Source organism: Kitasatospora sp. NPDC023118, assembly GCF_055560875.1.
In genome coordinates, this window is sequence record NZ_JBVHHW010000004.1 from 192,788 (window position 1) to 218,034 (window position 25,247).

The following is a 25,247-nucleotide window of genomic DNA, read 5'->3' on the forward strand; positions in this document are numbered from 1 at the left end:
CACGACCCGTCGGGCAGTCCGCGGCTTCCGGGGAAAGGGAGTCATGTCCGAAACCTCCCGTTCTCAAGCTCATGTGCAGCACGACGCCCCGGCCGGTTCCGCCGCGCCGGCGGGCGTGCGGGGCACCGGGGCCCGGAGAACCGCCCTGGGGGTCAGCGAGCTCGTCCAGGCGGCCCTGCCGCTGATCGCCGAGTGGCTCCCCACCCAGCGCTGGTACGCCGGGAAGGGACGGCCCATCACCGGGCTCACCCCGGTGGTCGGAACCCCGCTTCAGGTCGGCGACCCGGCCCTGCTGCACCTGCTGCTACGGGTCGAACACGCCACCACGGCCGGCGCCCCGCACGGTGACATCTACCAACTCCTGCTCGGCATCCGCTCGCAGGGCCCCACGGGCATCGAGCCCAGCGCGGTGCTCGGCCGGCTCAGCCAGGGCCCCTACGACGGCGCCGCCCTCTACGACGCGGTGCACGACCCCGAGCTCACCGGCCGCCTGCTGGAACACCTGGCCACCGGCGACCGCTTCGGCTCGCTGTCCTTCCGCCGCACCCCCGGCTCCGGACTGCCCGCCAACATCCCCGGCCGCGCCTCCACCGCCGAGCAGTCCAACAGCTCGGTCATCTACGGCACCTCCTACATCCTCAAACTGTTCCGACGCATCCACCCCGGCACCAACCCCGACCTGGAGCTCTCGCTCGCGCTCTCCCGGGCCGGCTCCACCCGCATCCCCCGGGTCGCCGCCTGGTTCGAGAGCCGGATGGAACGCGCCGAGCCCGCCACCCTCGGGCTGCTGCAGCGCTACCTGCCGGACGCCGAGGACGGCTGGGAACTCGCCCTCGACCAGGTCGGCCGGCTCAAGGGCGACCGCTCCCCCGGCAACTTCGCCATCGAGGCCCACCGGCTCGGCCGGGCCACCGCCGAGGTGCACCGGGTACTGGCCCGCTCGATGCCGGTCGCCCGGCTCGACCGCATCCAGACCGGACGGCTCGCCACCGCGATGGCCGACCGGCTGGACAGCGCCGTCGCCGCCGTCCCCGGACTGCTGCGCTTCCGGGCCGCCCTGCGCACCGCCTTCCAGCAGCTCGCCGACGCCCACCCGGACGGCCTGCCGGTCCAGCGCATCCACGGCGACCTGCACCTCGGGCAGGCCATGCGCACCCCGCACGGCTGGGTGCTGCTGGACTTCGAGGGCGAGCCGGCCAAGTCCGTCAACGAGCGCCGCGAGCCGCAGCCAGCCCTGCGCGACGTCGCCGCGATGCTGCGCTCCTTCGACTACGCGGCCGCCCACCTGCTGGCCGGCGGTCCGGTCGACCCGGAGCTGGCCCACCTCGCCGCCGCCTGGGCCCAGCGCAACCGCACCGCCTTCTGCGCCGGCTACACCGCCGGGGGCGGCGCCGACCCGGCGGCCTCGCCGGAGCTGATGCGGGCGCTGGAGATCGACAAGGCGGTGTACGAGGTGGTGTACGAGGCCCGGCACCGGCCCAGCTGGCTGCCGATCCCTCTGGCCGCGATCAACCGGCTCGCCCTCTCCGTCTGACCCCGCCCTCCCCGTCCCGCCCGAAGTCCACCCAGCCCCGCCGTACGCCCACCCCCCGCCGCAGGAGGACCACGCCGTGACGCTGCCCGACCCGACTGGCCGCCCCACCCGCCCCGTTCCGGCCACCTTCTCGGCCGGAGCCTGCGACCCGCCCCGAGCCGAAGGACGCGCCGGTGCCGAAAGCGAGGAGCGACAAGCGACCGACGAAGGAGGGAGTGCCGGAGCGTTGGGCCAGCGCCCAGCCGCCAGGCCGGGGGAGAGCGTCGGCACCGGGTCGGAGCGCCCGGAGGCGAGCGGGCGAGTCACCCCACCCGAGGCCCCCCTCGTGACGGATCCTCCGGCGGACCTTCCGACGGGCGCCCTGCGCCTCCCCGAGGCGCCGCTGCCGCCGGCCGAGGTGGAGCGGCTGGTGGGCGGACAGCACCACGACCCGCACGCGCTGCTCGGCGCGCACCCGGTGCACGGCGGGACGGCGATCCGGGTGCTGCGCCCGTTCGCCGAGCGGGTGGTGGTGGAGACCGCCCAGGGCCCGGCCGAACTCACCCACCAGCAGGGCGGGTTGTTCACCGGCCTGCTGGCCGGCGGCGAACTCCCGGACTACACCCTGCTGGTGACCTACCCCGGCGGCGAGCCGCTGCGCCAGCACGACGGCTACCGCACCCCGCCCACCCTCGGCGAGCTCGACCTGCACCTGATCTCCGAGGGCCGGCACGAGCAGCTGTGGCAGGCGCTCGGCTCGCACGTGCGCACCGTCGGCGGCGTCCCCGGCACCGCCTTCGCGGTCTGGGCGCCGAACGCCGCCGGGGTCCGGCTGATCGGCGACTTCAACCACTGGGACGGCACCGGCCACCCGATGCGCTCGCTCGGCTCCTCCGGGATCTGGGAGCTGTTCGTCCCCGGCCTCGCCGAGGGCACCACGTACAAGTACGAGATCCACACCCGGCAGGGCTGGGTGCTCGACAAGGCCGACCCGCTGGCCCGGGCCGCCCAGTGCCCGCCCGGCACCGCCTCGGTGGTCACCTCCTCCGCGTACGCGTGGCAGGACGGCGAGTGGATGGCCCGCCGGGCCCGCGCCGCGCACCACCGCGCGCCGATGTCGGTGTACGAGCTGCACCTGGCCTCCTGGCGGCCCGATCTCACCACCTACCGCGAGATCGCCGAAGAACTGCCGCGCTACATCAAGGAGTTGAACTTCACCCACGTGGAGTTCATGCCGGTGATGGAGCACCCCTTCGGCGGCTCCTGGGGCTACCAGGTCTCCGGCTACTACGCCCCCACCGCCCGGCTCGGCGGCCCCGACGACTTCCGGTACCTGGTGGACACCCTGCACCGCCACGGCATCGGCGTGATCGTCGACTGGGTGCCCGCGCACTTCCCCAAGGACGACTTCGCGCTCGCCCGCTTCGACGGCGAGCCACTGTACGAGCCGGCCGACCCGCTGCGCGCCGAGCACCCGGACTGGGGGACGCTGGAGTTCGACTACGGCCGCAAGGAGGTGCGCAACTTCCTGGTCGCCAACGCCGTCTACTGGTGCGAGGAGTTCCACGTCGACGGCCTGCGGGTGGACGCGGTCGCCTCGATGCTCTACCTCGACTACTCCCGCGAGGGCGGCGGCTGGACGCCCAACCAGTACGGCGGCCGGGAGAACCTGGACGCGGCCGCGTTCCTCCAGGAGATGAACGCGACCGTCTACCGCCGCTGCCCCGGCGTACTCACCGTCGCCGAGGAGTCCACCGCCTGGGACGGCGTCACCCGGCCCACCGACGCCGGCGGCCTCGGCTTCGGACTGAAGTGGAACATGGGCTGGATGCACGACTCGCTGGTCTACATGTCCAAAGAGCCGGTGCACCGCAAGTACCACCACAACGAGATCACCTTCTCGATGGTGTACGCCTACTCCGAGAACTACATCCTGCCGATCTCGCACGACGAGGTCGTCCACGGCAAGCAGGCCCTGGTCGCCAAGATGCCCGGCGACTGGTGGCAGCAGCGCGCCAACCACCGCGCCTACCTGGGCTTCATGTGGTCCCACCCGGGCAAGCAACTGCTGTTCATGGGGCAGGAGTTCGCCCAGGGTGCGGAATGGCACCACGAGCAGGGCCCGCAGTGGTGGGTGCTCGACGAGAAGTGGCCGGCGCACCAGGAGCACCTGGGCGCGCGCCGCCTGGTCCGCGACCTCAACCGGATCTACCGGGACACCCCCGCCCTCTGGGAGCTCGACACCACCCCGGACGGCTTCCGCTGGCTGGACGGCGGCGCCGCCGAGGACAACCTGCTCTCCTTCGTCCGCTTCGCCGCCGACGGCACCCCGCTGGTCGCCGTCTGCAACTTCTCCCCCGTCGTCCGGCACGGCCACCGGGTCGGCCTGCCCGCCCTGGACGGCCGCGAGCAGCTCTGGGAGGAGGTGCTGAACACCGACGCCGAGACCTACGGCGGCAGCGGCGTCGGCAACTCCCACCCGGTCAAGGCCGAGCCGGCCGAGTGGAACGGCCAGCCCCGCTCCGCCGAACTGGTCCTCCCCCCGCTCGCCACCATCTGGCTCCGCCCGGCACGCTGATCCCCGTCCCTCCGGGCGCCCCTCCCGCAGGCGCCCGGAGGTGACCTTCGCCCCTTGCCGCCCAGGGCGCCCTCTGCTCGCGGACGGCCGTTCGGGGTGTGAAGGTATGGTCGAGATGACCACCTTCCGAGGCGACGGGACGGAGACACCCACGTGGCGCGCAGCGTGTACGTGACCGGCATCGACCGGGGGGACGGCCGACAGGCGGTCGAACTCGGGGTCATGGAACTGCTCACCCGCCAGGTGGACCGGGTCGGGGTGTTCCGTCCGCTGGTGCACGCGGCCGCCCCCGGAGAGCCGGGCTCGGACCACGTGGTCGAGCTGCTGCGCGGCCGCTACCGGATCGAGCTGCCCGGCTCCGAGCTGTACGGGCTCACCTACGAGGAGGCCGCCGCGCTGCAGGCCGCCCAGGGGCAGGACGAGCTGGTCTCCGCCCTGGTCGACCGCTTCCGCTCGCTGGAGCGGCGCTGCCAGGCCGTCCTGGTGCTCGGCACCGACTTCGCCGACACCAACATCCCGGACGAACTGGCCTTCAACGCCCGCCTCGCCAACGAGTTCGGCGCCGCCGTGCTGCCGGTGGTCGGCGGCCAGGGCAAGGACCCGGAGGCCGTGATCGCCGAGGTGCTGGGCGCCCACCGGGCGTACACCGACCTCGGCTGCGAGACCCTGGCCATGATCGCCAACCGGACCGCCCCGAGCGCCAAGCAGCGGATCCAGCGCACCCTCACCGAGAAGCTGCCGATCCCCGCCTACGTCATCCCGGAGGAGCCGGCCCTGGCCGCGCCGACCGTCGCCCAGCTGGTCGAGGCGACCGGCGCCGAGGTGCTGCTCGGCGACGCCGCGGGCCTGGCCCGGGACGTGCGCGGCTTCGTCTTCGGCGGCGCCATGCTGCCCACCTTCCTGGACGCGCTGACCGAGGGCGCCCTGGTGGTCACCCCCGGGGACCGCGCCGACCTGGTGGTCGGCTCGCTGGCCGCCCACGCGGCCGGCGCCCCGCCGATCGCCGGCGTGCTGCTGACCCTCGGCCAGCACCCCGGCCCCAACGTCATGGCACTGGCCGCCCGGCTCGCCCCCGGCACCCCGGTCGCGGTCGTCCCCGAAGGCAGCTGGCCCACCGCCGCCACCCTGACTCACCTGGAGGGCGAGCTCACCGCGGCCAGCCCCCGGAAGGCCGAGATCGCCCTCGGCCTGTTCGAACTGCACGTCGACACCGCCGAGTTGACGAACCGGATCGAGGTCGGCCGGTCCGAGCGGGTCACCCCGATGATGTTCGAGCACGAGCTGCTGGAGCGCGCCCGGGCCGGCCGCCGGCACGTCGTCCTGCCCGAGGGCACCGAGGAGCGGGTGCTGCGCGCGGCCGAGATCCTGCTGCGCCGCAACATCTGCGACCTCACCCTGCTCGGCGAGATCGACGCGGTGCGCCGCAAGGCCGCGAGCCTGGGCATCGACCTGCCGCAACCCGGGGGAGAGCCGGGCGCCGACCGCGCCCAGCTCCGGATCGTCGACCCGGCCACCAGCCCGCTGCGCCGGCAGTTCGCCGAGCTGTACGCCCGGCTGCGCGCCCACAAGGGGATGACCGTCGAACTGGCCCTGGACGTGGTCACCGACGTCTCCTACTTCGGCACCCTGATGGTCCAGGAGGGCATCGCCGACGGCATGGTCTCCGGCGCGGTGCACTCCACCGCGGCGACCATCCGGCCCGCCTTCGAGGTGATCAAGACCTCGCCGGGCGCCTCGATCGTCTCCTCCGTCTTCTTCATGTGCCTGGCCGACAAGGTGCTGGTGTACGGCGACTGCGCGGTCAACCCCGACCCGGACGCCCAGCAGCTGGCCGACATCGCGATCCAGTCCGCCGCCACCGCCGCCCAGTTCGGGGTGGAGCCGCGGGTCGCGATGCTCTCCTACTCCACCGGCACCTCCGGCTCGGGCGCGGACGTCGACAAGGTCCGCAAGGCCACCGAGCTGGTCCGCGAGCTGCGCCCGGACATCCTGGTCGAGGGCCCGATTCAGTACGACGCGGCGGTGGACGAGCTCGTCGCCGCCACCAAGCTGCCGGGCTCGCCGGTGGCCGGGCGGGCGACCGTGCTGATCTTCCCGGACCTCAACACCGGCAACAACACCTACAAGGCCGTCCAGCGCTCGGCCGGCGCGGTCGCCGTCGGCCCGGTGCTGCAGGGCCTGCGCAAGCCCGTCAACGACCTCTCGCGCGGGGCGCTGGTGCAGGACATCGTCAACACCGTCGCGATCACCGCCATCCAGTCCCAGGACGACAAGGAGCCTGTCGCATGAGCGAAGGAACACGCGTTCTGGTTCTCAACGCCGGATCCTCGTCGGTGAAGTACCAGCTGATCGACATGCTGGACGGCGCCAAGCTGGCCTCCGGGCTGGTCGAGCGGATCGGCGAGTCCAGCGGCCGGCTGGCGCACACCCCGCGCGCGGGCGAGCGGCGCGAGGTGCTACAGGTCTTCCCGGACCACTCGGCCGCGCTGAAGGCCGTCGCCGAGGAGCTGTCCGCCGACGGCCTCGGGCTGGACTCCCCCGAGCTGGCCGCGATCGGCCACCGGGTGGTGCACGGCGGCAAGCGGTTCACCGAGCCGACCGTGATCACCGACGAGGTGCTCAAGGAGATCCGCCGACTGATCCCGGTCGCGCCGCTGCACAACCCGGCCAACATCACCGGCATCGAGGTGGCCCGCGCGCTGCGGCCCGACCTGCCGCAGGTGGCCGTCTTCGACACCGCCTTCCACGCGTCGATGCCCGAGTACTCGGCCCGGTACGCGATCGACAAGGCCGTCGCCGACGAGCACCGGGTGCGCCGCTACGGCTTCCACGGCACCTCGCACCAGTACGTCTCGCGGGCCACCGCCCGGCTGCTCGGCAAGGACCCGGCCGAGATCAACGTGATCGTGCTGCACCTGGGCAACGGCGCCTCCGCCTCGGCGGTCAGCGGCGGGCGCTGCGTGGACACCTCGATGGGCCTGACCCCCCTGGAGGGCCTGGTCATGGGCACCCGTTCGGGTGATATCGACGCCGGCGTGGTGTTCCACCTGCACCGGGTCGGCGGGCTGTCCGTCGACGAGATCGACGACCTGCTCAACCGCCGCAGCGGCCTGCGCGGCCTGTGCGACGAGAACGACATGCGCGAGATCATGCGCCGGGCCGACGAGGGGGACGCGGACGCGAAGCTCGCCTTCGACAGCTACGTCCACCGGCTGCGCAAGTACATCGGCGGCTACTACGCGGTGCTCGGCCGGGTGGACGCGATCGCGTTCACCGCGGGCGTCGGGGAGAACGCGGCGCCGGTTCGCGCGGCGGCCACCGCCGGGCTGGACGAGCTGGGCATCGCCGTGGACCCGGAGCTGAACTCGGTGCGCTCCGGCGAGCCCCGGATCATCTCGCCCGCGTACGCCCGGGTGGCGGTCGCGGTGGTGCCCACCGACGAGGAGCTGGAGATCGCCCGACAGGCCTTCGCCCTGGTGCATCGGGAGGGGGAGAAGTCCGAGGACTGACACACCGTCGTCTCGCTCCTCGGAATCCTTCGTCGGCGATTCCCCACGATTCGTGCCGAATGCACCTATAACACGAACGGATAGACTGATCCATATGCGCCGAGCGAAAATTGTCTGCACCCTGGGTCCGGCAACGGACTCCTACGAACAGCTGAAGGCCATCGTCGAGGCGGGCATGAACGTCGCCCGACTGAACATGAGCCACGGCAACCACGCGGACCACGAGGAGCGGTACCGAAAGGTCCGCCAGGTCTCGGAGGACACCGGCAAGGCCATCGGCGTCCTGGCCGACCTCCAGGGTCCCAAGATCCGTCTGGCGACCTTCGCCAACGGCCCGGTGACCGTCGACAACGGCGACGAGTTCACCATCACCACCGAGGACGTCCCCGGTGACCAGCACATCTGCGGTACCACCTACAAGGGCCTGCCCGGCGACGTGAAGCCCGGCGACCCGATCCTGATCAACGACGGCGTCATCGCCCTGGAGGTCGTCAGCGTCGACGGCCCGCGGGTGAAGACCGTGGTGGTCGAGGGCGGCGTGCTCTCGAACAACAAGGGCATCAACCTGCCCGGCGCGGCCGTGAACGTGCCCGCCCTGTCCGAGAAGGACAAGGAGGACCTGCGCTTCGCGCTGCGTCTGGGCGTCGACATGGTCGCCCTGTCCTTCGTCCGCAACGCGGACGACATCAAGGACGTCCACGAGGTCATGGACGAGGTCGGCATCCGGGTGCCGGTCATCGCCAAGATCGAGAAGCCGCAGGCCGTCGAGGCCATGGAGGAGATCGTCCTCGCCTTCGACGCCATCATGGTCGCCCGCGGCGACCTGGCCGTGGAGTACCCGCTGGAGCGGGTGCCGCTGGTCCAGAAGCAGCTGATCACGCTGGCCCGCCGCAACGCCAAGCCGGTCATCGTCGCCACCCAGATGATGGAGTCGATGATCCACGCCAGCCGCCCGACCCGTGCCGAGGTCTCCGACGTCGCCAACGCCATCCTGGACGGCACCGACGCGGTGATGCTCTCCGCCGAGTCCAGCGTCGGCAAGTACCCGGTCGAGACCGTCCGCACCATGAGCCGGATCTGCGAGAAGGCCGAGGAGGAGCTGGTCTCCCAGGGCCTCCAGCCGCTCAACCCGGGCCGCAAGCCGCGCACCCAGGGCGGCTCGGTCGCCCGCGCCGCGTGCGAGCTGGGCGACTTCCTGAACGGCAAGGCGCTGATCGCGTTCACCAAGTCCGGTGACACCGCGCGTCGGCTGTCCCGCTACCGCTCGCCGATCCCGGTGATCGCGTTCACCCCGGACGCGGCCACCCGCAACCAGCTCTCGCTGAGCTGGGGCGTCGAGTCGTACGTCACCGAGCAGGTGGCCACCACCGACGCGATGGTCGCGCAGGTCGACCGCGAGCTGCTGAAGATGGGCGTCCTGCGCGAGGGCGACACCGTCATCGTCACCGCCGGTGTCCCGGTCGGCATCCCCGGCACCACCAACATGGTGCAGGTGCACCGCCTGGGCAGCCACGGCGAGTGACGCTCCGCTAGCGCGAACGCCGGTGGGGCGGTCCTCCTGAACGGAAGGGCCGCCCCACCGGCGTTTCGGCGTCCGCTGCTCGCCGCCTACTTGTCGCTGTAGGGGGCGTCGTCGTTGAACAGGTGCATCCCGGGGATGTGCAGGGTGCCGCCGAACTGGCCGGCCTGCTTGGCGGTGACCCCGGTCAGCTCCAGGTCCAGCGGGACCGGGATGGACCCGATCAGGTCGTACAGCCAGCGCGGCAGGGTGTCCGGGGTGAGGGTGATCTCGCCCAGGTCGATCGGGATCGGCAGGCCGAGCACCTTGGACAGGTGGCCGGAGAGCCGCTCCACGTACATGGTGACCGGGCCGTTGCGCATGGTCGAGGTCGAACCCGGGGCGCCCTGGACGTGGAAGGTGACGCCGTTGCCCTCCAGGGTCGACATGTCGAGGTTCTCGATGTCCACGCTGTCGACCACGAACTTCAGCACCCGCTTGGTGCCGGTCGGGGTCTTCACGTCGTAGACGCCGTGGAACACCGAGCCGTGCAGGCCGAGCCGGCTGGTCTGCAGCGTCCAGTTCTGCTCCGGGACGACGTGCCCCGGGGAGGCCGCGCCAGCGGTCAGATTCCGGGCGTCCACCGCGCAGTTGGGGTCCGCGGTGGGCGAGGCGGACGGCGTGCCCGAGGCGCTCGTGCCGGGCGTGGGCGTCGCGGAGGCGCCGGTCGAGGGGGTCGCGGACGGGGCCGCCTTGGGGCTCGCCTTGCCGGTCGGCGCGGTGGCGGCCGGCGAGGGCTGCCCGCCGGCGGGCTGGCCGCCCGAGGACTGCGCGGCGGGCGGCGCGGCCTGCTGGGTGCCGGCCGCCGGGGCCTGCGGCTGGGCCGGCTGCGCCGGGGTGCCGGCCCGCGGGGCCGGGGCGGCGGGGGCCTGGGGACCCGGCGCGGGGGCGCCCGGCGCCGGGGTGGCGGTCGGCGTGGCACTCGGTGTCGGGCTGGCCGAACCACCGGGGTTCAGCAGGTGGTTGATGCCGCCGACGATGTCGTCGATCAGTCCGGCCTGGCTCGCGGTGGCCGTGCCGTTGCCGGTGCCCTGGTAGACGGCGCTCACCGCACCCGAGCCGCCGGTGTCGGCGGAGCGGACCACGGGCGGCTTCACCGGCGAGGTGGGCGCCGTGGCGGCCGGAGGCTTCACCGGCGAGGCGGTCGGCGCGGTGGTCGGCGTCTGGGTGGGCACCGAGCTCGGGCCGGTCGAGGGCGCGGCGGTGGCCCCGGCGGTCGGAGCCGCCGTCGGCGCCGTACCGGGCGTGCCGGACGGGCCGGGCGGCGGCGCGGGCAGCTCGCTCTTGGGGACGGGCGTCTCGATCGGTGCGACGTCCGGGACGGCCGCGGGCGCGGTGGGGCAGGGCTTGCCCGCCGCGGACTCGGCGACCGCCGGGTTGGGCGTGTAGGCGGCGGCCATCAGCAGCGCGGTCGGCACCGCCGCCATCGCCAGCGCGCGGCCTCTCAGCCGGACCCGGACCGGCGTGCGCGGCGCCGCGTGTCTGCCGGAGCGCTGCGCGGGGACGGCCGCGCCCTCTGCTTGCTCGGCCGTCCCGCTCACCGCGCCTCCTCCTGGTCCCCGGCACCGCCCTGCTGCGGAACGGCGGCCTCGGCGGCGGGCTCGGCCGCCACGGGCTCCTTGGGCGCGCCCTGGGCGGGCAGCTTCGCGGTGGGCGTCTCGGCGGCCTCGGCGCCCTTCGCAGCGGCCTCGGCGTCGGCGGTCCCGGCTTCAGCGGCCTCGGCGGCCTCGGCGGGCTCGGTGGCGACGCTCTGCGCCACCGCGTTGCCCTCCGCCTTCCCGGCCCGGCGCGCACGCCGTCCCCTGGCCGGCTCGGTGGACGGCTCCGGCAGCGGCGCCCAGGAGACCATCAGCCCGCCGCCGATCAGGCCGGGCAGCAGCGCCAGTCCGAAGCCCGCCAGGTTGGAGACCGGGATCGAGACCAGGGTCAGCAGGATGGTCGCGATGCCGCCGAAGACCCGTACAGCGGGCTGGAACCAGGCGGTCGCGCCGAGGATGATCATCAGCACCCCGATGATCAGCGATCCGGCACCCGCGGTGGTGGACATCGCTATGGTCAGCCCGCCGAACGTCAGGTGCGCGTACGGGAAGTAGAGGATCGGGACGCCGGCGATCATGGCCAGCAGGCCGCCCCAGAAGGGCCTGGTGCGGCGGAATTCACGGAAGTGCCGCCACAGCCACCCGATGGGGTTCTGCTGGCGGGGCCGCGTCTCGACCGTTGCGCTGGACATGGTGCAACTCCTCGACGTCGCTACGAGGGAAGAACAAAAGGGGGGTGGGCCGGGAACGGCGGTCGCCCGCCGCCCCCGGCCCCAGGTGGACCCGTCGTCCCGGCACACCGGGCGGCATGCCGTCAGACGGGGTCCGGAACGTCAGTCGAGGCTCAGAAGCACTCGTTGCCCGCGCCGTCGCCGCTCTTCAGCGCGAGGTTCAGGCCGTTCAGCTTGAAGGTGCCGGCCGAGGTGGCCCGCGCGGTCTGCTGAACGCCGCTCAGGTCGGCGACCTTGGCGGACTGGGCGAAACCGGTCGGGCCGGTCGGCAGGCCGGCGCCGCCGCCCGCCTTGGTGACACCGGCGTGCGGGGCCCAGCCCTGGGTGGCCGAGCCGGACAGCGTGGAGGCGTCCTGACCGATGTTGATGTTGGTGAAGGTCGCGTCCGCCTTCAGCTGCTCCAGGTCGATCAGCAGGTTGTCGGCCTGAACCGGCTTGCCCGCCTCGGTGCCGGCGTGCAGCTGCAGGGTGATCTTGCCCAGGCCGAACGCGGACAGGTCGGTCACCACCGACTGGCACAGGTTGGTGATGTCGGCGTGGTCGAAGGCCGAGACCGCGACCGGGTGCGGCTTGCCGTTCGCCTCGATGTCGACGGAGCCGAACTGGGCGAAGTTGGTGCCGTGCAGCTGGTCGGTGCTGACCTTGAACTGCTGGCCGGAAATGCTGAACGAGGCGGCGAGCGCGCTGTTGGCGATCGAGACGCCGACCATCGCGGTGGCCGCGACGCTCGGCACCATCACCAGGGCGAAGCGCTTCCAGCGGGTCTTGCCGTAGGTCTTGGACATGCGAGTCCTCCTTCTAGGACGTACATCTCCGGCTCCCCGGCGGCGCGTCCCGCGCCGGTGGGGGCCTGGGATGGGAGAGAGCTACGTCCTCGGTAGCGGAGAGCGCCTTGGGCGTCGTCGGACGCGGGAGCGGCCGGCGCAACGCGGCACTCCCGTCCCGATACCGGCCGTCCTTGTGGGACGACGGGTCGGACCGGCGACATCGGCGATCACCCCCGAGCGACAACCAGCGACCGCGCAGGGCCGCGCGGCCGGTCGAGGACAGGAACCGCCGTGGGACCGCGGATACCCCCCTGCCCTCCCTACCGCCGACCGGGGCCGACGGATCACCCGGTGGGGATCCCGCGCTCCGCGTTGGCCGACCGGCTGTCGGTGGGTGTGGAGTCTGGGACCGGGCGTGGCCGATCGTGCTTGAATCCCGGGCGAAGCACAAGGGGTGCCTTACTGACGGGTAATGCAACAGCAGGTGACGTTGATCATGAAAACGTCCGAAATTACACCCTGCGTGACGCCTTGAAGGAATCGTGGCGACGAAATCCGCCGGAAACACCAGCGAAACACCCGTAGGTGGTCACCGAGCGTGACCACCCACGGGTGAAATCAAGATTTGGTAAACGTCTGTCCGGTTGACCGGATTGTCGCCAAATCTCCAGCGACACCGCAGGTCATCCGCCGTGCCAGGCACCGGGTGCCAGGCGACCCGCCCGAACCCGGCCGGAAGCGGCCGGCACCGGACTCAGAACAGCACGCGGGCCAGCGCCGTCCGGGCCGCGACGACCCGCGGGTCCTCGGCGCCGATCACCTCGAACAGCTCCAGCAGGCGCAGCCGGGCGGTGTCCCGGTCCTCGCCGAAGGTCCGGCCGACGGTGTCCACCAGGCGCCCGAAGGCGTCCTCGACGTGACCGCCCACCAGGTCCAGGTCGGCCGCCCGCAGCTGGGCCTCGACGTCCTTCGGGTCGGCGGCGGCCGCCGCCCGGACCGTCTGCAGGTCCAGGCCCTCGACCCGCTGCAGCAGCTCCGCCTGGGCCAGGCCCAGCTTCGCCTCGGTGTTGCCCGGCTGGTCGGTCAGCACGTTCTTGTACGCCCGGATGGCACCGCCCAGGTCGCCGGCGTCCAGCGCGTCGTGCGCGGCGGCCAGCGCCGGGTCCTCGGGCCGCTGCGGGGCGGCGGCCGGAGCCTCGCCCGGGGCGACCGCGCCGCCGGAGATGCCGAAGCGCTGCTCGGCGACCAGGATCAGCTGGTCCAGCACCTTGCGGACGTTGGCGGCGCTCTCCGCGCCCTGGAACAGCGGCACCAGCTGGCCGGCCACCACGGCCATCACGGCCGGGATGCCCTGGATGCCGAACTGCTGGGCGATCAGCTGGTTGGCGTCCACGTCGATCTTGGCGAGCACGAAGCGGCCGGCGTACTCCTCGGCCAGGCCCTCCAGGATCGGGCTGAGCTGCTTGCAGGGGCCGCACCACTCGGCCCAGAAGTCGATGACGACCGGCACCTCGGTGGAGCGCTGGACGACCTCGGCCTCGAAGGTGTCCTCGGTGACGTCGATGACGAGCTGGTAGGCGGCGGACTGGTCGGGGGCGACTCCGGCCGCTTCGGCGGCGGCCGCCTGGCGGGCCCGCTCGGCCCGGGCCTGCTCGGCCTTCTGGGCGGCCTCGCCGGCCGCCTTCACTGCGGCGAGGTCGACCGCGCCGCGCAGGGCGGAGCTGTTGAGACGCGAATTCCGTGGCTGCATGGCACCATCCTCCCCCGTCCGCGCTGCTCGCGGGCACCAACCTCCGGAAAGTCGCCCCGCGCGGGCTGCGCGGCGACGGGTTTCCGGGCAGTGCGCCCCTCTTTCCAGAGCCCCCGGTAGCCTGAACCGTTCGGCGCGGATCCCCACCCGCACCCGCGCCGCCCCCGTCCCACGGGATGCGGCGCCTGGTTGTCACTTCTTTCGCTACAGGTCGTAGCGTAACTGGAGCCGGTGCCCCGGCCGCAAGCCCAACCGGCGCTTCGGGGACGTGACCTGCCCCACTTTCCGGACCCGCCCGGCTGCCCGAATCGACGAACAGTCGCTACCGTTACCAGCCCCACCCAAGTTACTTACCAGTAAAGCGCAAGGAGACCCGGTGCCGGCCGCCCAGCCCTCCGCGAGCCCGGACAACGCGGTCCCGGACAACACGGTCCCGGACAGCACAGTCCGGGGCGGCACAGTCCAGGAGGGGACGAGCGCGTCCCGGGCCAAGGGCCGCCCGCGCAGCGCCGCCGCCGACCTCGCGATCCTCGACGCCACCCGCGAAGCCCTCGCCGAACTCGGCTGGGGCGGACTGACCATGGGACACGTGGCCACCCGCGCCAAGGTCGCCAAGACCACCCTCTACCGCCGCTGGCCGTCCAAGAACGAGCTCGTGGTGGACGCCGTCGCCAGCCTCTTCGACGAACTGGTGATGCCCGACCTCGGCAACCTGCGGGACGACATCGAGGCCGTGGTGGCCCAGTTCGCCGACCTGCTGGCCCGCCCGGAGACCCAGGCCGCGCTGCTCGCGCTGTTCGCCGAGGGCATCCGCGACCCGCTGCTGCACCGCCGGATCCGCGAGGCGATCGTGGACCCGCAGAAGCGCCTGGTCCGGCAGGGCCGGGCAGCCGCCCAGGCGCGCGGCGAACTCGACCCGGACACCGACGCCGAGTCGGCCCGCGAGGAGGTCGACATCATCTTCGACACCATCGCGGGCACGGTCGAGCACCGCGTCCTGGTCAGCGGCGAGCCGATCACCCCCGAGTGGATCCGCCGCTTCACCGACCTGCTGCTCGGACCGCTCACCACCGGCTGACCGCCCTGGCCGAGGACACTGGCTCCGGGCACGGCGGAGCCGCCGTACGGCACTCCGTACGGCGGCTGCTACTCGCCCTCGCTGTGATTCGCCCGCCCGCCTCCAGGGCGCTCTGGGTCCGGTGCCGACGGTCGGCGCTCCGGCACTTGTCCCTCGCTGGTCGCTTCTCCCTTTCGACACCGGCGCGCCCCTTCGGCTCGGGGCGGGGACTCGCCCGCTCGCCTCCGAGCCGAAGGGGCGGCTTCGCCCTTCAGGCGATCAGAACGCCGCGTTCTCCTGGTACGTCCCCCACTCCTGCCGCAGCGCGTTGCAGATCTCGCCAAGCGTCGCCTCGGCGCGCACCGCGTCCAGCATCGGCGGGATCATCGACTCGCCCGAGCGGGCCGCCGCCAGCATGGCGTCCAGCCCGGCCCGCACCGCCGCGTCGTCCCGGGCTGCCTTGCGCTCGCCCAGCACCCGCACCTGCTCGCGCTCGACCTCGTGGCTGACCCGCAGGATCTCCAGGTCGGGGGTGACGCTGCGCGGGTGGCAGTTGACGCCGACCACGCGCTTCTCGCCCTTCTCCACCGCCTGCTGGTACTGGAAGGCCGCCTCGGCGATCTCGCCGGTGAACCAGCCCTCCTCGATCCCGCGCAGGATGCCGGAGGTGATCGGGCCGATCTCGTGGTCCTCGCGCCCCTTGTCGAGGATCCGCTGGAAGATCGCCTCGGCCTGCTGCTCGATCCGGTCGGTCAGTGCCTCGACGTACCAGGAACCGCCCAACGGGTCGGCCACGTTGGTGACGCCGGTCTCCTCCATCAGCACCTGCTGGGTGCGCAGCGCGATCTCGGCGGCCTGCTCGGAGGGCAGCGCCAGGGTCTCGTCCAGCGCGTTGGTGTGCAGCGAGTTGGTGCCGCCCAGCACCGCGGAGAGCGCCTCGACGGCGGTGCGCACCACGTTGTTGTACGGCTGCTGCGCGGTGAGCGAGACGCCGGCGGTCTGGGTGTGGAAGCGCAGCCACTGCGCCTTGTCGGTCTTGGCGCCGAAGCGGTCACGCATCCAGCGGGCCCAGATCCGGCGCGCGGCGCGGAACTTGGCGATCTCCTCGAAGAAGTCCAGGTGCGCGTCGAAGAAGAAGGACAGGCCGGGCGCGAAGACGTCCACGTCCAGGCCGCGGGACAGGCCCAGCTCGACGTAGGCGAAGCCGTCCGCGAGGGTGTACGCCAGCTCCTGCGCGGCCGTCGCCCCGGCCTCGCGGATGTGGTAGCCGGAGACGGACAGCGGCTTGTACGCGGGGATGCCCTGGGCGCAGTGCTCCATCAGGTCGCCGATCAGGCGCAGGTGCGGCTCGGGGGCGAAGAGCCACTCCTTCTGGGCGATGTACTCCTTGAAGATGTCCGTCTGCAGGGTGCCGTTGAGCACCGCCGGGTCCACGCCCTGGCGCTCGGCGGCGACCAGGTACATGCAGAAGATCGGGACAGCCGGGCCGCTGATCGTCATCGAGGTGGTGACCTCGCCGAGCGGGATGCCCTTGAACAGCACCTCCATGTCGGCGGCCGAGTCGATGGCCACGCCGCAGTGGCCGACCTCGCCGAGTGACTTCGGGTCGTCCGAGTCGTAGCCCATCAGGGTGGGCATGTCGAAGGCGACCGACAGGCCGCCGCCGCCCGCGTCCAGGATCATCCGGTAGCGCTCGTTGGTCTGCTGCGCGTTGCCGAAGCCGGCGAACTGGCGGATGGTCCAGGTGCGGCCCCGGTAGCCGGTGGGGTGCAGCCCGCGGGTGAACGGGTACTCGCCCGGCCAGCCGATCCGCTCGAAGCCCTCGACGGCCTGCCCGGGGGCGGGGCCGTACACCGGCTCGACCTCGTCGCCGGAGAGGGTGGTGAAGTCCGCGTCCCGCTTGCGGGCCTTGTCGTACCGCTGCTGCCAGCGCTGCCGTCCGCGCTCGATCTCCTCGGCGTCCATGGGCCGAACTCCGCTCCGTACGGCCGCCACGGCACCGGGCGGCACAGCTATTAGGACGTCCTACTAATTTACTCGGACGTCCTAGTAGTTGTCGATGGATACCCGTTCGACGCGGACCCGGAAAACGACGGCGCCCCTTCCCCGAGCGGGGAAGGGGCGCCGTTTCGCGCGGTCGGCTCGACTCAGACGCCGGCCGGCTGGCGGGCACCGTCGCCCGCCGGGAGCTTCTCGGCGGCCTCGCGAGCCACCTTGCGCTCGAAGACGAAGGAGAGGAAGGGGATGCAGCCCGCCGCCAGGGTCAGCACCAGTCGGCCCAGCGGCCACTTCAGCTTCTGCCCGAGCAGGAAGGTCACGATGAAGTACCCGATGTACAGGTAGCCGTGCAGCATCGCGACGTAGGTGGTCACGTCCTCGGCGGTGCTGAAGCCGTACTTCGCCACCATGAAGCCGCAGAACACCAGCAGAGCCACACCGGTCGCAATGGCCAGGCCGCGGTACCAGCCCAGCAGGGGGGTCGCCTTCATACTCTTCCTCGCCTCGCTCGGCAGTTTCGGCCGGTACGCCCGGATCCGCGCACCGCTCCCACGAGGGTAGCCGTCCTCACGGCCGCTCCTTCGCAGCCCCCTCGTCCGGCTCGGCGAAGTCCCCGGCCGCGATCCGCAGCGGCCTGAGCAGTTCGAACACCTGGCGGCACTGCTCGGGGCCGTACTCCTCCAGCCCGAACTCCATCGCCATGAGCTCCCGGGTGGCCTCCTCGACCACCTCGCGGCCGCGCCGGGTGATCGAGGCGAGCACGCCGCGGCCGTCCAGCGGGTTGGGGCGGCGGGCGACCAGGCCGGCCCGCTCCAGCCGGTCGACGGTGTTGGTGACGCTGGTCGGGTGGACCATCAGCCGCTCGCCGATCTTGGACAGCGAGAGCTCACCGGTCCGGCTGAAGGTCAGCAATACCAGCGCCTCGTACCGGGCGAAGGTCAGCCCGTACGGCTTGAGCACCGCGTCGACCCTGGAGAGCAGGATCTGGTGGGCGCGCATGATCGAGGTGATCGCCGCCATCGAGGGCACGGTGCCCCAGCGGCGGGCCCACAGTTCGTCGGCGCGGGCGATCGGGTCGAAGTCGAGTGCGAGGGGCTTGGCCACCTCCTTACCGTACCGGCGGACGGGACGTGTGCTACCAGCTGTCCTGATGGTGGACAAGCGCGACGTGTGGCGGGATCCCGCCAATCGGGCGGCCAGGTCCATACCTGGACATTGCGCCGGCGTGAACGCCGGGCAACAGCCGACCGGCGTACGGAGGTTGACCACTGAAGCGCCCAACGCCGCGCTATCAGGCCTCGGTTCGGACCGGAACCCGCTGAAAGACCGGGTAAAAAATCCCCTTTGTCCTTCCGTTCACAATCCCCCTCCTTGGCGGGACTTGGCCAATTCATGAGCAAGACCTGTCATTTGATTTGCTCGATTGTCATGCTTTCCGCCAACCCCGTTCTACAGCCACCACCCCCACCCAACCGGTGGCAGCCGCACGACCGCTCGGGGTCCTCGCACGTCAGCGCCCGTTCCGCCCCTCAGGTGCCGACCCCGGCCCCCGGGACGAGGCGCGACCGCGCCCACACGCGGTTTCCCGGAAGGACTCGTCCGTGAAGCGAAAGCTCGCCGCAGTCGCCGTACTCTCCGCCACCGCCCTGCTCACCGGCGTCGTCCAGGCCGGCGCCGCCCAGGCGGATCCCACCCCGCACGCCCGGACCGCGCAGCAGCGCGCCGACCTGATCGCCCTGGCCAACGGCCAGGCGGGCAAGGTGGCGCACGCCATGGCCCTGGGCGGCCAGGAGCAGCTGGTGGCCAAGGACGTCGTGGTGGACGCCGACGGCTCCCGCCACTTCCGCTACGAGCGCACCTTCGCCGGGCTCCCCGTCCTGGGCGGAGACCTGGTGGTGCACCAGAAGGCGGACGGCTCGACCACCGCCGTGGACAAGGCCGTCAGCGCGCAGCTCGCCCTGCCGAGCCTCACCCCGCAGATCCCGGCGGACAAGGCCGCCGCCCAGGCGACCGGCGCCGTGCAGTCCACCGTCGGCATCACCGTCGACGAGGACGAGTCCCCGCTGACCGAGGTGCACCAGGCCGGCAAGGCCGAACTGGTCGTCTGGGCCACCGACGGCAACCCGCGCCTGGCCTACCGCACCACCGTCGAGGGCCTGCGCGCCGACGGCACCCCGAGCAGCCAGCTGCTGGTCACCGACGCCGCCACCGGCCAGGTGCTCTCCACCCACGAGCAGGTGCAGACCGCCTCCGGCACCGGCAAGGGCGTCTTCGTCGGCAGCGTCCCGCTGACCACCACCCAGAGCGGCACCTCGTACCAGCTGAAGGACGCCACCCGCGGCGGCCAGTCCACCTACACCCTGAAGAACAGGACCTCCGGCTCCGGCACCCTGGTCGCCAACTCGACCGACTCCTTCGGCAACGGCCTGGTCTCCAACCCGGAGTCCGCCGCCGTGGACGCCCAGTACGGCGCCGCGGCCACCTGGGACTTCTACAAGAACACCTTCGGCCGCAGCGGCATCAAGAACGACGGCGTCGGCGCCACCAGCCGGGTGCACTACGGCTCCAACTACGTCAACGCGTTCTGGAGCGACAGCTGCTTCTGCATGACGTACGGCGACGGCGCGAGCAACACCCACCCGCTGACCGCGCTGGACGTGGCCGGCCACGAGATGACCCACGGCGTCACCTCCGCCACCGCGGGCCTCAACTACTCCGGCGAGTCCGGCGGCCTCAACGAGGGCACCTCGGACATCTTCGGCACCATGGTCGAGTGGTACGCCAACCTGGCCGCCGACAAGCCGGACTACCTGATCGGCGAGCAGATCAACATCAACGGTGACGGCAAGCCGCTGCGCTACATGGACCAGCCGTCCAAGGACGGCAGGTCCGCCGACTACTGGTCCTCCTCGGTCGGCGGTCTGGACGTCCACTACTCCTCGGGCGTGGCCAACCACTTCTTCTACCTGCTCGCCGAGGGCAGCGGCGCCAAGACGATCAACGGCGTCAGCTACAACAGCCCGACGTACAACGGCTCGACCCTCGCCGGCATCGGCCGGGACAAGGCCGCGCAGATCTGGTACAAGGCGCTGACCACCTACTTCACCTCCACCACCAACTACGCGGGCGCCCGCACGGCAACCCTCAAGGCCGCTTCGGACCTGTACGGCGCCTCCAGCGCCGAGTACAACGCCGTCGCCGCCACCTGGAGCGCCGTCAACGTCAACTGACGTACGGCGCACGGCGGGCGGACGCCCGGGGCCTCGTTGGAGGGCAGGCCCCGGGCGTCCGCCCATGCCCGCGCCCGAGCGCCGCGCGGCCTCATGCTCGCCGCTGGGCGCTCGCACCCGAGCCCGGCACTCCAAGCCCGGAACCCCGCCGGCCCCGGAGGCTGTCAAGGCCGACCGGCTGGCGGGGTCCCGCCAGCGGGACGAACCGCGGATTCCGGGCAATGGGCGGCAGTCGAACCATCCGTACCGGCGCTGGCGATTCCTGGCCAATCCCCGGCGGCGCCCTGTCCTTCCCCGCCACGAATTGTCATGCTTCTGACCAAGCTCCCGTCCGACGACCGCCTCCCCCACCCAGCAGGCGGTCCGTCAGAAGCCGCACGGCAGCAGCACGTCCGCGCCCTACCGCCCCAACGGCGCCAACCCCGGCGCCCCGGTACGCGGCGCGCCCGCAGGAAAGCGCGGGTCTCGTGGAAGGAACTCCCCTACGTGAAGCGAAAGCTGACCCTCCCGGCCGTACTCTCCGCCACCGCCCTGCTGGCCGGCGTCGTCCAGATCGCTGTCCTCCCCGCCGCTCAGGCCGCCGCCCCCGCGCCCGACCAGGTGTCGGCCGCGCCGCTCGCGCTGGCCGCCGCCCAAGCCGCCCCGCTCGCAGGCCAGTTTGCCCTCGGCGACCAGGAGCAGCTGGTCGCCAGGGACGCCCTGGTGGACGCCGACGGCACCCGGCACCTGCGCTACGAGCGGACCTACGCCGGCCTGCCGGTGCTCGGCGGCGACCTGGTCGTCCACCAGCGCCCCGACGGCTCGGTGAGCTCGGTGGACCGCGCCTTCGCCGGCCGACTGGCGCTGCCCACCACCACCCCGGCCCTGGCCGCCGGCCAGGCCGCCGAACGGGCCACCGACGCGGTGCGGGCGACCGTGGGCCTGGCCGCCGACGAGGACGAGGCGGCGCTCAGCCGGGTGGACGGCGCGGGCGCGGCCGAGCTGGTGGTCTGGGCGGCCGACGGCAACCCGCGGCTGGCCCACCGCACGGTGGTGCGCGGCGAGCGGGCCGACGGCACCCCGAGCAGCCAGCAGGTGGTCACCGACGCGGCGACCGGCGAACTGCTCTCCACCCACGAGGAGTTCCAGACCGCGACCGGCACCGGCAAGGGCGTCAACGTCGGCACCGTACCGCTGACCACCACCCAGAGCGGCTCGACCTACTCGCTCAAGGACGCCACCCGCGGCAACCAGTCCACCACCGACCTCAAGGGCGCCACCTCGGGCAGCGGTTCGCTCTTCACCAGCACCAGCAACAGCTGGGGCAACGGCCTGGCCTCCAACCGTCAGTCCGCGGCCGCGGACGCCCAGTTCGGCGCGGCGGCCACCTGGGACTACTACAAGAAGACGTTCAACCGCAACGGCATCAAGAACAACGGCGTCGGCGCCACCAGCCGGGTGCACTACGGCTCCAACTACGTCAACGCGTTCTGGAACGACTCCTGCTTCTGCATGACGTACGGCGACGGCTCCGGCAACACCCACCCGCTGACCGCCATCGACGTCTCCGGCCACGAGATGACCCACGGCGTCACCTCCGCCACCGCCGGACTCAACTACTCCGGCGAGTCCGGCGGCCTCAACGAGGCCACCTCGGACATCTTCGGCACCATGGTCGAGTGGTACGCCAACCTGCCGGCCAACCCGCCGAACTACTGGATCGGCGAGAAGCTCAACCTCTTCGGCAACGGCAAGCCGCTGCGGTACATGGACAAGCCCTCCCTGGACGGCCAGTCCGCGGACTCCTGGTACTCCGGCGTCGGCAACCTGGACGTGCACTACTCGTCCGGCGTCGCCAACCACTTCTTCTACCTGCTCGCCGAGGGCAGCGGTGCCAAGAGCATCAACGGCTACAGCTACAACAGCCCGACCTCGAACGGCGCGAAGGTGACCGGCATCGGGCGGGACAAGGCGGCCGCGATCTGGTACCGCGCGCTGACCGTCTACTTCACCTCCACCACCAACTACAAGGCCGCCCGCACCGCGACCCTGAAGGCCGCCTCCGACCTCTACGGCGCGACCAGCACCGAGTACAAGGCGGTGGCCGCGGCCTGGAGCGGGGTGAACGTCAACTAGGCCCCGTCGACCAGGCCCCCGTCCTGGACCACTCCCGGCAAGAAACGGCGACAGGCTGCCGCGGCCCTTTGGGAGAGGAGGCCGTGGCAGCCTGTCGACCGTCCACGCGTTCGCGTCAGGCGGCGGCGGTGGCGGGCCGCAGCTCGCCGCGCTCCTCCTGGGCGAGGGTCCGCTCGGCGTAGACGCCGCCGAACGGCAGCACCGAGAGCACGAACAGCAGGATGCCGCGCTTGGCGTCCCACTTCTGCGTCTGCCAGGCCTGGATCCAGAACACCACGTACAGGATGAAGAGGGTCCCGTGGACAGGGCCGAGCACCGGGACGGCGTTGAAGCTGGTGGTGTACTTCAGCGCCGTGCAGATCAACAGCAGGACGAAGGAGATCCCCTCGGGGGCGGAGACCAGGCGCAGGCGGTGGACGGCGCTGCTGTTCACGTTGGATACCTCAATACGGGGGTCGGAGGCGTGGGCACGCTTGTGAAGCGACTCACAAGCCTTCCGGCCATTATCACCGAGCACATGTCCGAACCCCGGGCCGGGGGTGGCCACCGTGCCCGATGTCACAGCCACGCGCCAGAACCCGGCCGAACGCAGCAGGGCGTCGCCCGCACCCCCTATCCTCTTGCCCGCGCGCCCACCGATCCGGGCGCTCACGGCATCGCACACGGGGGTAGTCGCACCATGTTCAAGCGGGACTGGGACCGCAGGACCTGCGCCAAGCGCGGGCACATCACCTACGCGCCGACCGAACCCGAGCTGGCCTCCCGGCTGCACGCCACCACCGCCGTCGGCGACGCCTGGCGCTGCCTGCGCTGCGGGGACTTCGCGCTGGGCGCCCCGCACGGCTCCGGCCCGGCCGCGAACGCCCCGCTGGTGCCGCGCGGCAAGGCCCTGCGGGACCTCTTCATCCTGCGCTTCCTGGCCATCGAGCGGGTGCTGCGTGGCGTCGTCATCATCCTGATGGCGTGGGGGATCTGGAAGTTCTCCAACAGCCAGGAGGCCGTGCAGCGGGTCTTCGAGGAGGACCTGACGATCTTCAAGCCGGTCACCGACCACTTCCACTGGGACCTGGACCACGCCCCGATCGTCGAGACGATCCGCAAGACCTTCGGCTACCAGAAGAAGACCCTGCTGATCGTCGCGGGCGCCCTGGTCACCTACGCGCTGATCGAGATCGTCGAGGCGGTCGGCCTCTGGCTGGGCAGGCGCTGGGCCGAGTACCTGACCGTGGTCGCCACCGCCGCCTTCCTCCCGCTGGAGGGCTACGAGCTGCACGAGCACGTCAGCGCGGTGAAGATCTGCACGCTGGCCCTGAACATCGCGGCGGTGCTCTGGATCATGCTCTCCAAGCGCCTGTTCGGCCTGCGCGGCGGCGCGGTCGCCTTCGAGGCGGAGCGCCACTCGGCCTCGCTGCTGGAGGTCGAGGAGGCGGCCGGCACCGTCCCGCACCCCGGCCACGGGGCGCACGCGCGGTCCTGACTCGCACCTTTGTCCCAGGCTCGTACCAGTTCGTCCCCGACCTCTCGCCCGACCGCGGCCGCAAACGCTAGATTTCGGCCGTGGCACAGTTCAGACTCCAGGGCTCGCGGGTGCTCGCCGTCGAGTTGGCCGGCGACGCCGTCAAGGCCCGGCACGGCTCGATGGTCGCCTACACCGGCCAGATGACCTTCAAGAAACTGACCGGCGGCGGGGACGGACTGCGCGGCATGGTCGCCCGCAGACTCACCGGCGAGCGGATGACCGTCATGGAGGTGAAGGGACAGGGCACCTGCTACTTCGCCGACAAGGCCACCGAGATCAACCTGGTCCAGCTGTTCGGCGAGACGCTCTACGTCGAGTCGGACAACCTGCTGTGCACCGAGGCCGGCCTGCACACCGGCACCACCTTCACCGGGCTGAACGGCGTCTCCTCCGGCAACGGCCTCTTCACCACCAAGGTGGAGGGGCACGGCTGGGCCGCCGTCACCTCCAACGGGCCCGCCGTCATCCTGCGGGTCGGCAAGGACATGCCGCTGCGGGTCGACCCGGGCGCGTACCTCGCGCACACCGGCAGCCTGCACCGCAGCCTCAAGTCCGGCGCGGGCTGGACCACGGTGATCGGCGAGGGCGGCGGCGAGGCCGTCCAGGTCGAGTTCACCGGCGAGGGCCTGGTGTACGTCCAGCCCTCGGAGAAGGTCACCCTCGGGGGTGATGTCTGATGGGCTTCACCCGGATCAACGGCAAGCTGGTCGAGGCCCAGGTGGTGCCCGGTCAGCGGCTGTTCAGCCAGCGCGGCGCGATGATCGCGTACACCGGCGACGTCCGGTTCACCCCGAACATCACCGGCGGCCAGGGCGGGGTGATGTCGATGATCGGCCGCAGGGTCGCCAACGAGGACACCCCGCTGATGACCGTCGAGGGCCAAGGCCGGGTGATGTTCGGCCACGGCGGCCACCACGTCCAGGTGATCGACCTGGTCGGCGACACCCTGTTCGTCGAGGCGGACCGGCTGCTCGCCTTCGAGGGCACGCTGCGGCAGTCCACCGTGTTCCTCGGCTCGCAGGGCGGGGTGATGGGCATGGTCCGGGGCCAGGTCAGCGGGCAGGGCCTGTTCACCACCCGGCTGGAGGGCCACGGCTCGGTCGCGGTGATGGCCCACGGCGGGGTCTTCGAGCTTCCGATCACCCCGGGCCGGCCGGTGCACGTCGACCCGCAGGCGTATGTGGCGCACCGCGGCGAGGTGCACAACAAGCTGTCCACGGCGATCGGCTGGCGCGAGATGATCGGCCGCGGCTCGGGCGAGGCGTTCCAGCTGGAGCTGTCCGGGCAGGGCGCGGTGTACGTCCAGGCGAGCGAGGAGAAGCTCTGATGTCCTACCCTCCGCAGCCGCCGCAGCCGCCGTACGGGCAGTCGCCGCACGACCAGC

The 25,247-nt window shown here is 72.0% G+C and carries 19 protein-coding genes; 11 read left to right on the forward strand and 8 right to left on the reverse strand.

The genetic code is table 11. From position 1 onward, the window contains the following. Positions 1-43: 43 nt before the first annotated feature. The 5 genes from ACZ3UD_RS07160 (at position 44) to pyk (ending at position 9,122) form a co-directional block, all read left to right on the forward strand. Positions 44-1,534, forward strand: a complete 1,491-nt coding sequence (locus tag ACZ3UD_RS07160; RefSeq protein WP_465583218.1) for a maltokinase N-terminal cap-like domain-containing protein — start codon at positions 44-46, stop codon at positions 1,532-1,534. Positions 1,535-1,610: 76 nt separating this feature from the next. Continuing rightward, positions 1,611-4,091: a 1,4-alpha-glucan branching protein GlgB gene (glgB, locus tag ACZ3UD_RS07165; protein ID WP_465583221.1), complete on the forward strand. Its 2,481-nt coding sequence runs from the start codon at positions 1,611-1,613 to the stop codon at positions 4,089-4,091. A 153-nt stretch (positions 4,092-4,244) separates the two neighbouring features. After that, complete coding sequence (pta, locus tag ACZ3UD_RS07170) at positions 4,245-6,380, forward strand: phosphate acetyltransferase (protein ID WP_465583224.1); 2,136 nt, start codon at positions 4,245-4,247, stop codon at positions 6,378-6,380. After that, positions 6,377-7,600: an acetate kinase gene (locus ACZ3UD_RS07175; RefSeq protein ID WP_465583227.1), complete on the forward strand. Its 1,224-nt coding sequence runs from the start codon at positions 6,377-6,379 to the stop codon at positions 7,598-7,600. The genes pta and ACZ3UD_RS07175 overlap by 4 nt, the downstream gene beginning before the upstream one ends. A 94-nt stretch (positions 7,601-7,694) precedes the next feature. Further along, positions 7,695-9,122, forward strand: coding sequence for a pyruvate kinase (gene pyk / locus ACZ3UD_RS07180; RefSeq protein WP_465583229.1), 1,428 nt, complete (start codon positions 7,695-7,697; stop codon positions 9,120-9,122). Positions 9,123-9,208: 86 nt separating this feature from the next. Here pyk and ACZ3UD_RS07185 read toward each other — a convergent pair whose 3' ends face one another. From ACZ3UD_RS07185 to ACZ3UD_RS07200, 4 genes are all read right to left on the reverse strand, one after another. Beyond that, positions 9,209-10,699 (reverse strand): DNA polymerase III subunit gamma/tau domain-containing protein, encoded by a 1,491-nt coding sequence (locus ACZ3UD_RS07185; RefSeq protein ID WP_465583231.1) that lies wholly within the window; start codon positions 10,697-10,699, stop codon positions 9,209-9,211. Next, a complete protein-coding gene (locus ACZ3UD_RS07190) occupies positions 10,696-11,388 on the reverse strand; it encodes a DUF6114 domain-containing protein (protein WP_465583234.1) in 693 nt (230 codons plus the stop codon). Before ACZ3UD_RS07190 ends, ACZ3UD_RS07185 begins: the two co-directional genes overlap by 4 nt. A 152-nt stretch (positions 11,389-11,540) precedes the next feature. Further along, positions 11,541-12,212 (reverse strand): DUF6230 family protein, encoded by a 672-nt coding sequence (locus ACZ3UD_RS07195; RefSeq protein ID WP_387617124.1) that lies wholly within the window; start codon positions 12,210-12,212, stop codon positions 11,541-11,543. Between the two features lie 736 nt (positions 12,213-12,948). Then, positions 12,949-13,944: a tetratricopeptide repeat protein gene (locus ACZ3UD_RS07200; RefSeq protein ID WP_465583237.1), complete on the reverse strand. Its 996-nt coding sequence runs from the start codon at positions 13,942-13,944 to the stop codon at positions 12,949-12,951. Positions 13,945-14,470: 526 nt separating this feature from the next. Between ACZ3UD_RS07200 and ACZ3UD_RS07205 the strand changes: the two genes are divergently transcribed. Beyond that, positions 14,471-15,022 (forward strand): TetR/AcrR family transcriptional regulator, encoded by a 552-nt coding sequence (locus ACZ3UD_RS07205; RefSeq protein WP_465583651.1) that lies wholly within the window; start codon positions 14,471-14,473, stop codon positions 15,020-15,022. A 258-nt stretch (positions 15,023-15,280) separates the two neighbouring features. Here the strand turns inward: ACZ3UD_RS07205 and ACZ3UD_RS07210 are convergent, their stop codons facing one another. The 3 genes from ACZ3UD_RS07210 to ACZ3UD_RS07220 form a co-directional block, all read right to left on the reverse strand. Continuing rightward, positions 15,281-16,966, reverse strand: a complete 1,686-nt coding sequence (locus tag ACZ3UD_RS07210) for an acyl-CoA mutase large subunit family protein (protein ID WP_465583239.1) — start codon at positions 16,964-16,966, stop codon at positions 15,281-15,283. A gap of 182 nt (positions 16,967-17,148) precedes the next feature. Then, positions 17,149-17,490, reverse strand: a complete 342-nt coding sequence (locus ACZ3UD_RS07215) for a DUF3817 domain-containing protein (protein WP_465583242.1) — start codon at positions 17,488-17,490, stop codon at positions 17,149-17,151. 76 nt (positions 17,491-17,566) lie between these two features. Beyond that, positions 17,567-18,103 carry a MarR family winged helix-turn-helix transcriptional regulator gene (locus ACZ3UD_RS07220; protein WP_465583245.1) on the reverse strand — a complete coding sequence of 179 codons (537 nt, stop codon included), beginning with the start codon at positions 18,101-18,103 and terminating at the stop codon, positions 17,567-17,569. 497 nt (positions 18,104-18,600) lie between these two features. Here ACZ3UD_RS07220 and ACZ3UD_RS07225 point away from each other — a divergent pair, with 497 nt between their 5' ends. Together ACZ3UD_RS07225 and ACZ3UD_RS07230 are read left to right on the forward strand one after the other, a co-directional pair. Then, complete coding sequence (locus ACZ3UD_RS07225; RefSeq protein WP_465583248.1) at positions 18,601-20,229, forward strand: M4 family metallopeptidase; 1,629 nt, start codon at positions 18,601-18,603, stop codon at positions 20,227-20,229. A 486-nt stretch (positions 20,230-20,715) separates the two neighbouring features. After that, complete coding sequence (locus tag ACZ3UD_RS07230; protein WP_465583251.1) at positions 20,716-22,344, forward strand: M4 family metallopeptidase; 1,629 nt, start codon at positions 20,716-20,718, stop codon at positions 22,342-22,344. Positions 22,345-22,459: 115 nt separating this feature from the next. Here ACZ3UD_RS07230 and ACZ3UD_RS07235 read toward each other — a convergent pair whose 3' ends face one another. Further along, positions 22,460-22,777, reverse strand: a complete 318-nt coding sequence (locus ACZ3UD_RS07235; RefSeq protein ID WP_465583254.1) for a DUF3817 domain-containing protein — start codon at positions 22,775-22,777, stop codon at positions 22,460-22,462. Between the two features lie 246 nt (positions 22,778-23,023). Here ACZ3UD_RS07235 and ACZ3UD_RS07240 point away from each other — a divergent pair, with 246 nt between their 5' ends. The 3 genes from ACZ3UD_RS07240 to ACZ3UD_RS07250 all read left to right on the forward strand — a co-directional run bounded on the left by ACZ3UD_RS07240 (position 23,024) and on the right by ACZ3UD_RS07250 (position 25,190). Further along, a complete protein-coding gene (locus tag ACZ3UD_RS07240; RefSeq protein WP_465583256.1) occupies positions 23,024-23,821 on the forward strand; it encodes a DUF2127 domain-containing protein in 798 nt (265 codons plus the stop codon). Positions 23,822-23,901: 80 nt separating this feature from the next. Next, positions 23,902-24,540, forward strand: a complete 639-nt coding sequence (locus ACZ3UD_RS07245; RefSeq protein WP_380611578.1) for an AIM24 family protein — start codon at positions 23,902-23,904, stop codon at positions 24,538-24,540. Further along, positions 24,540-25,190, forward strand: a complete 651-nt coding sequence (locus ACZ3UD_RS07250; protein WP_465583260.1) for an AIM24 family protein — start codon at positions 24,540-24,542, stop codon at positions 25,188-25,190. Before ACZ3UD_RS07245 ends, ACZ3UD_RS07250 begins: the two co-directional genes overlap by 1 nt. Positions 25,191-25,247: the final 57 nt, after the last annotated feature.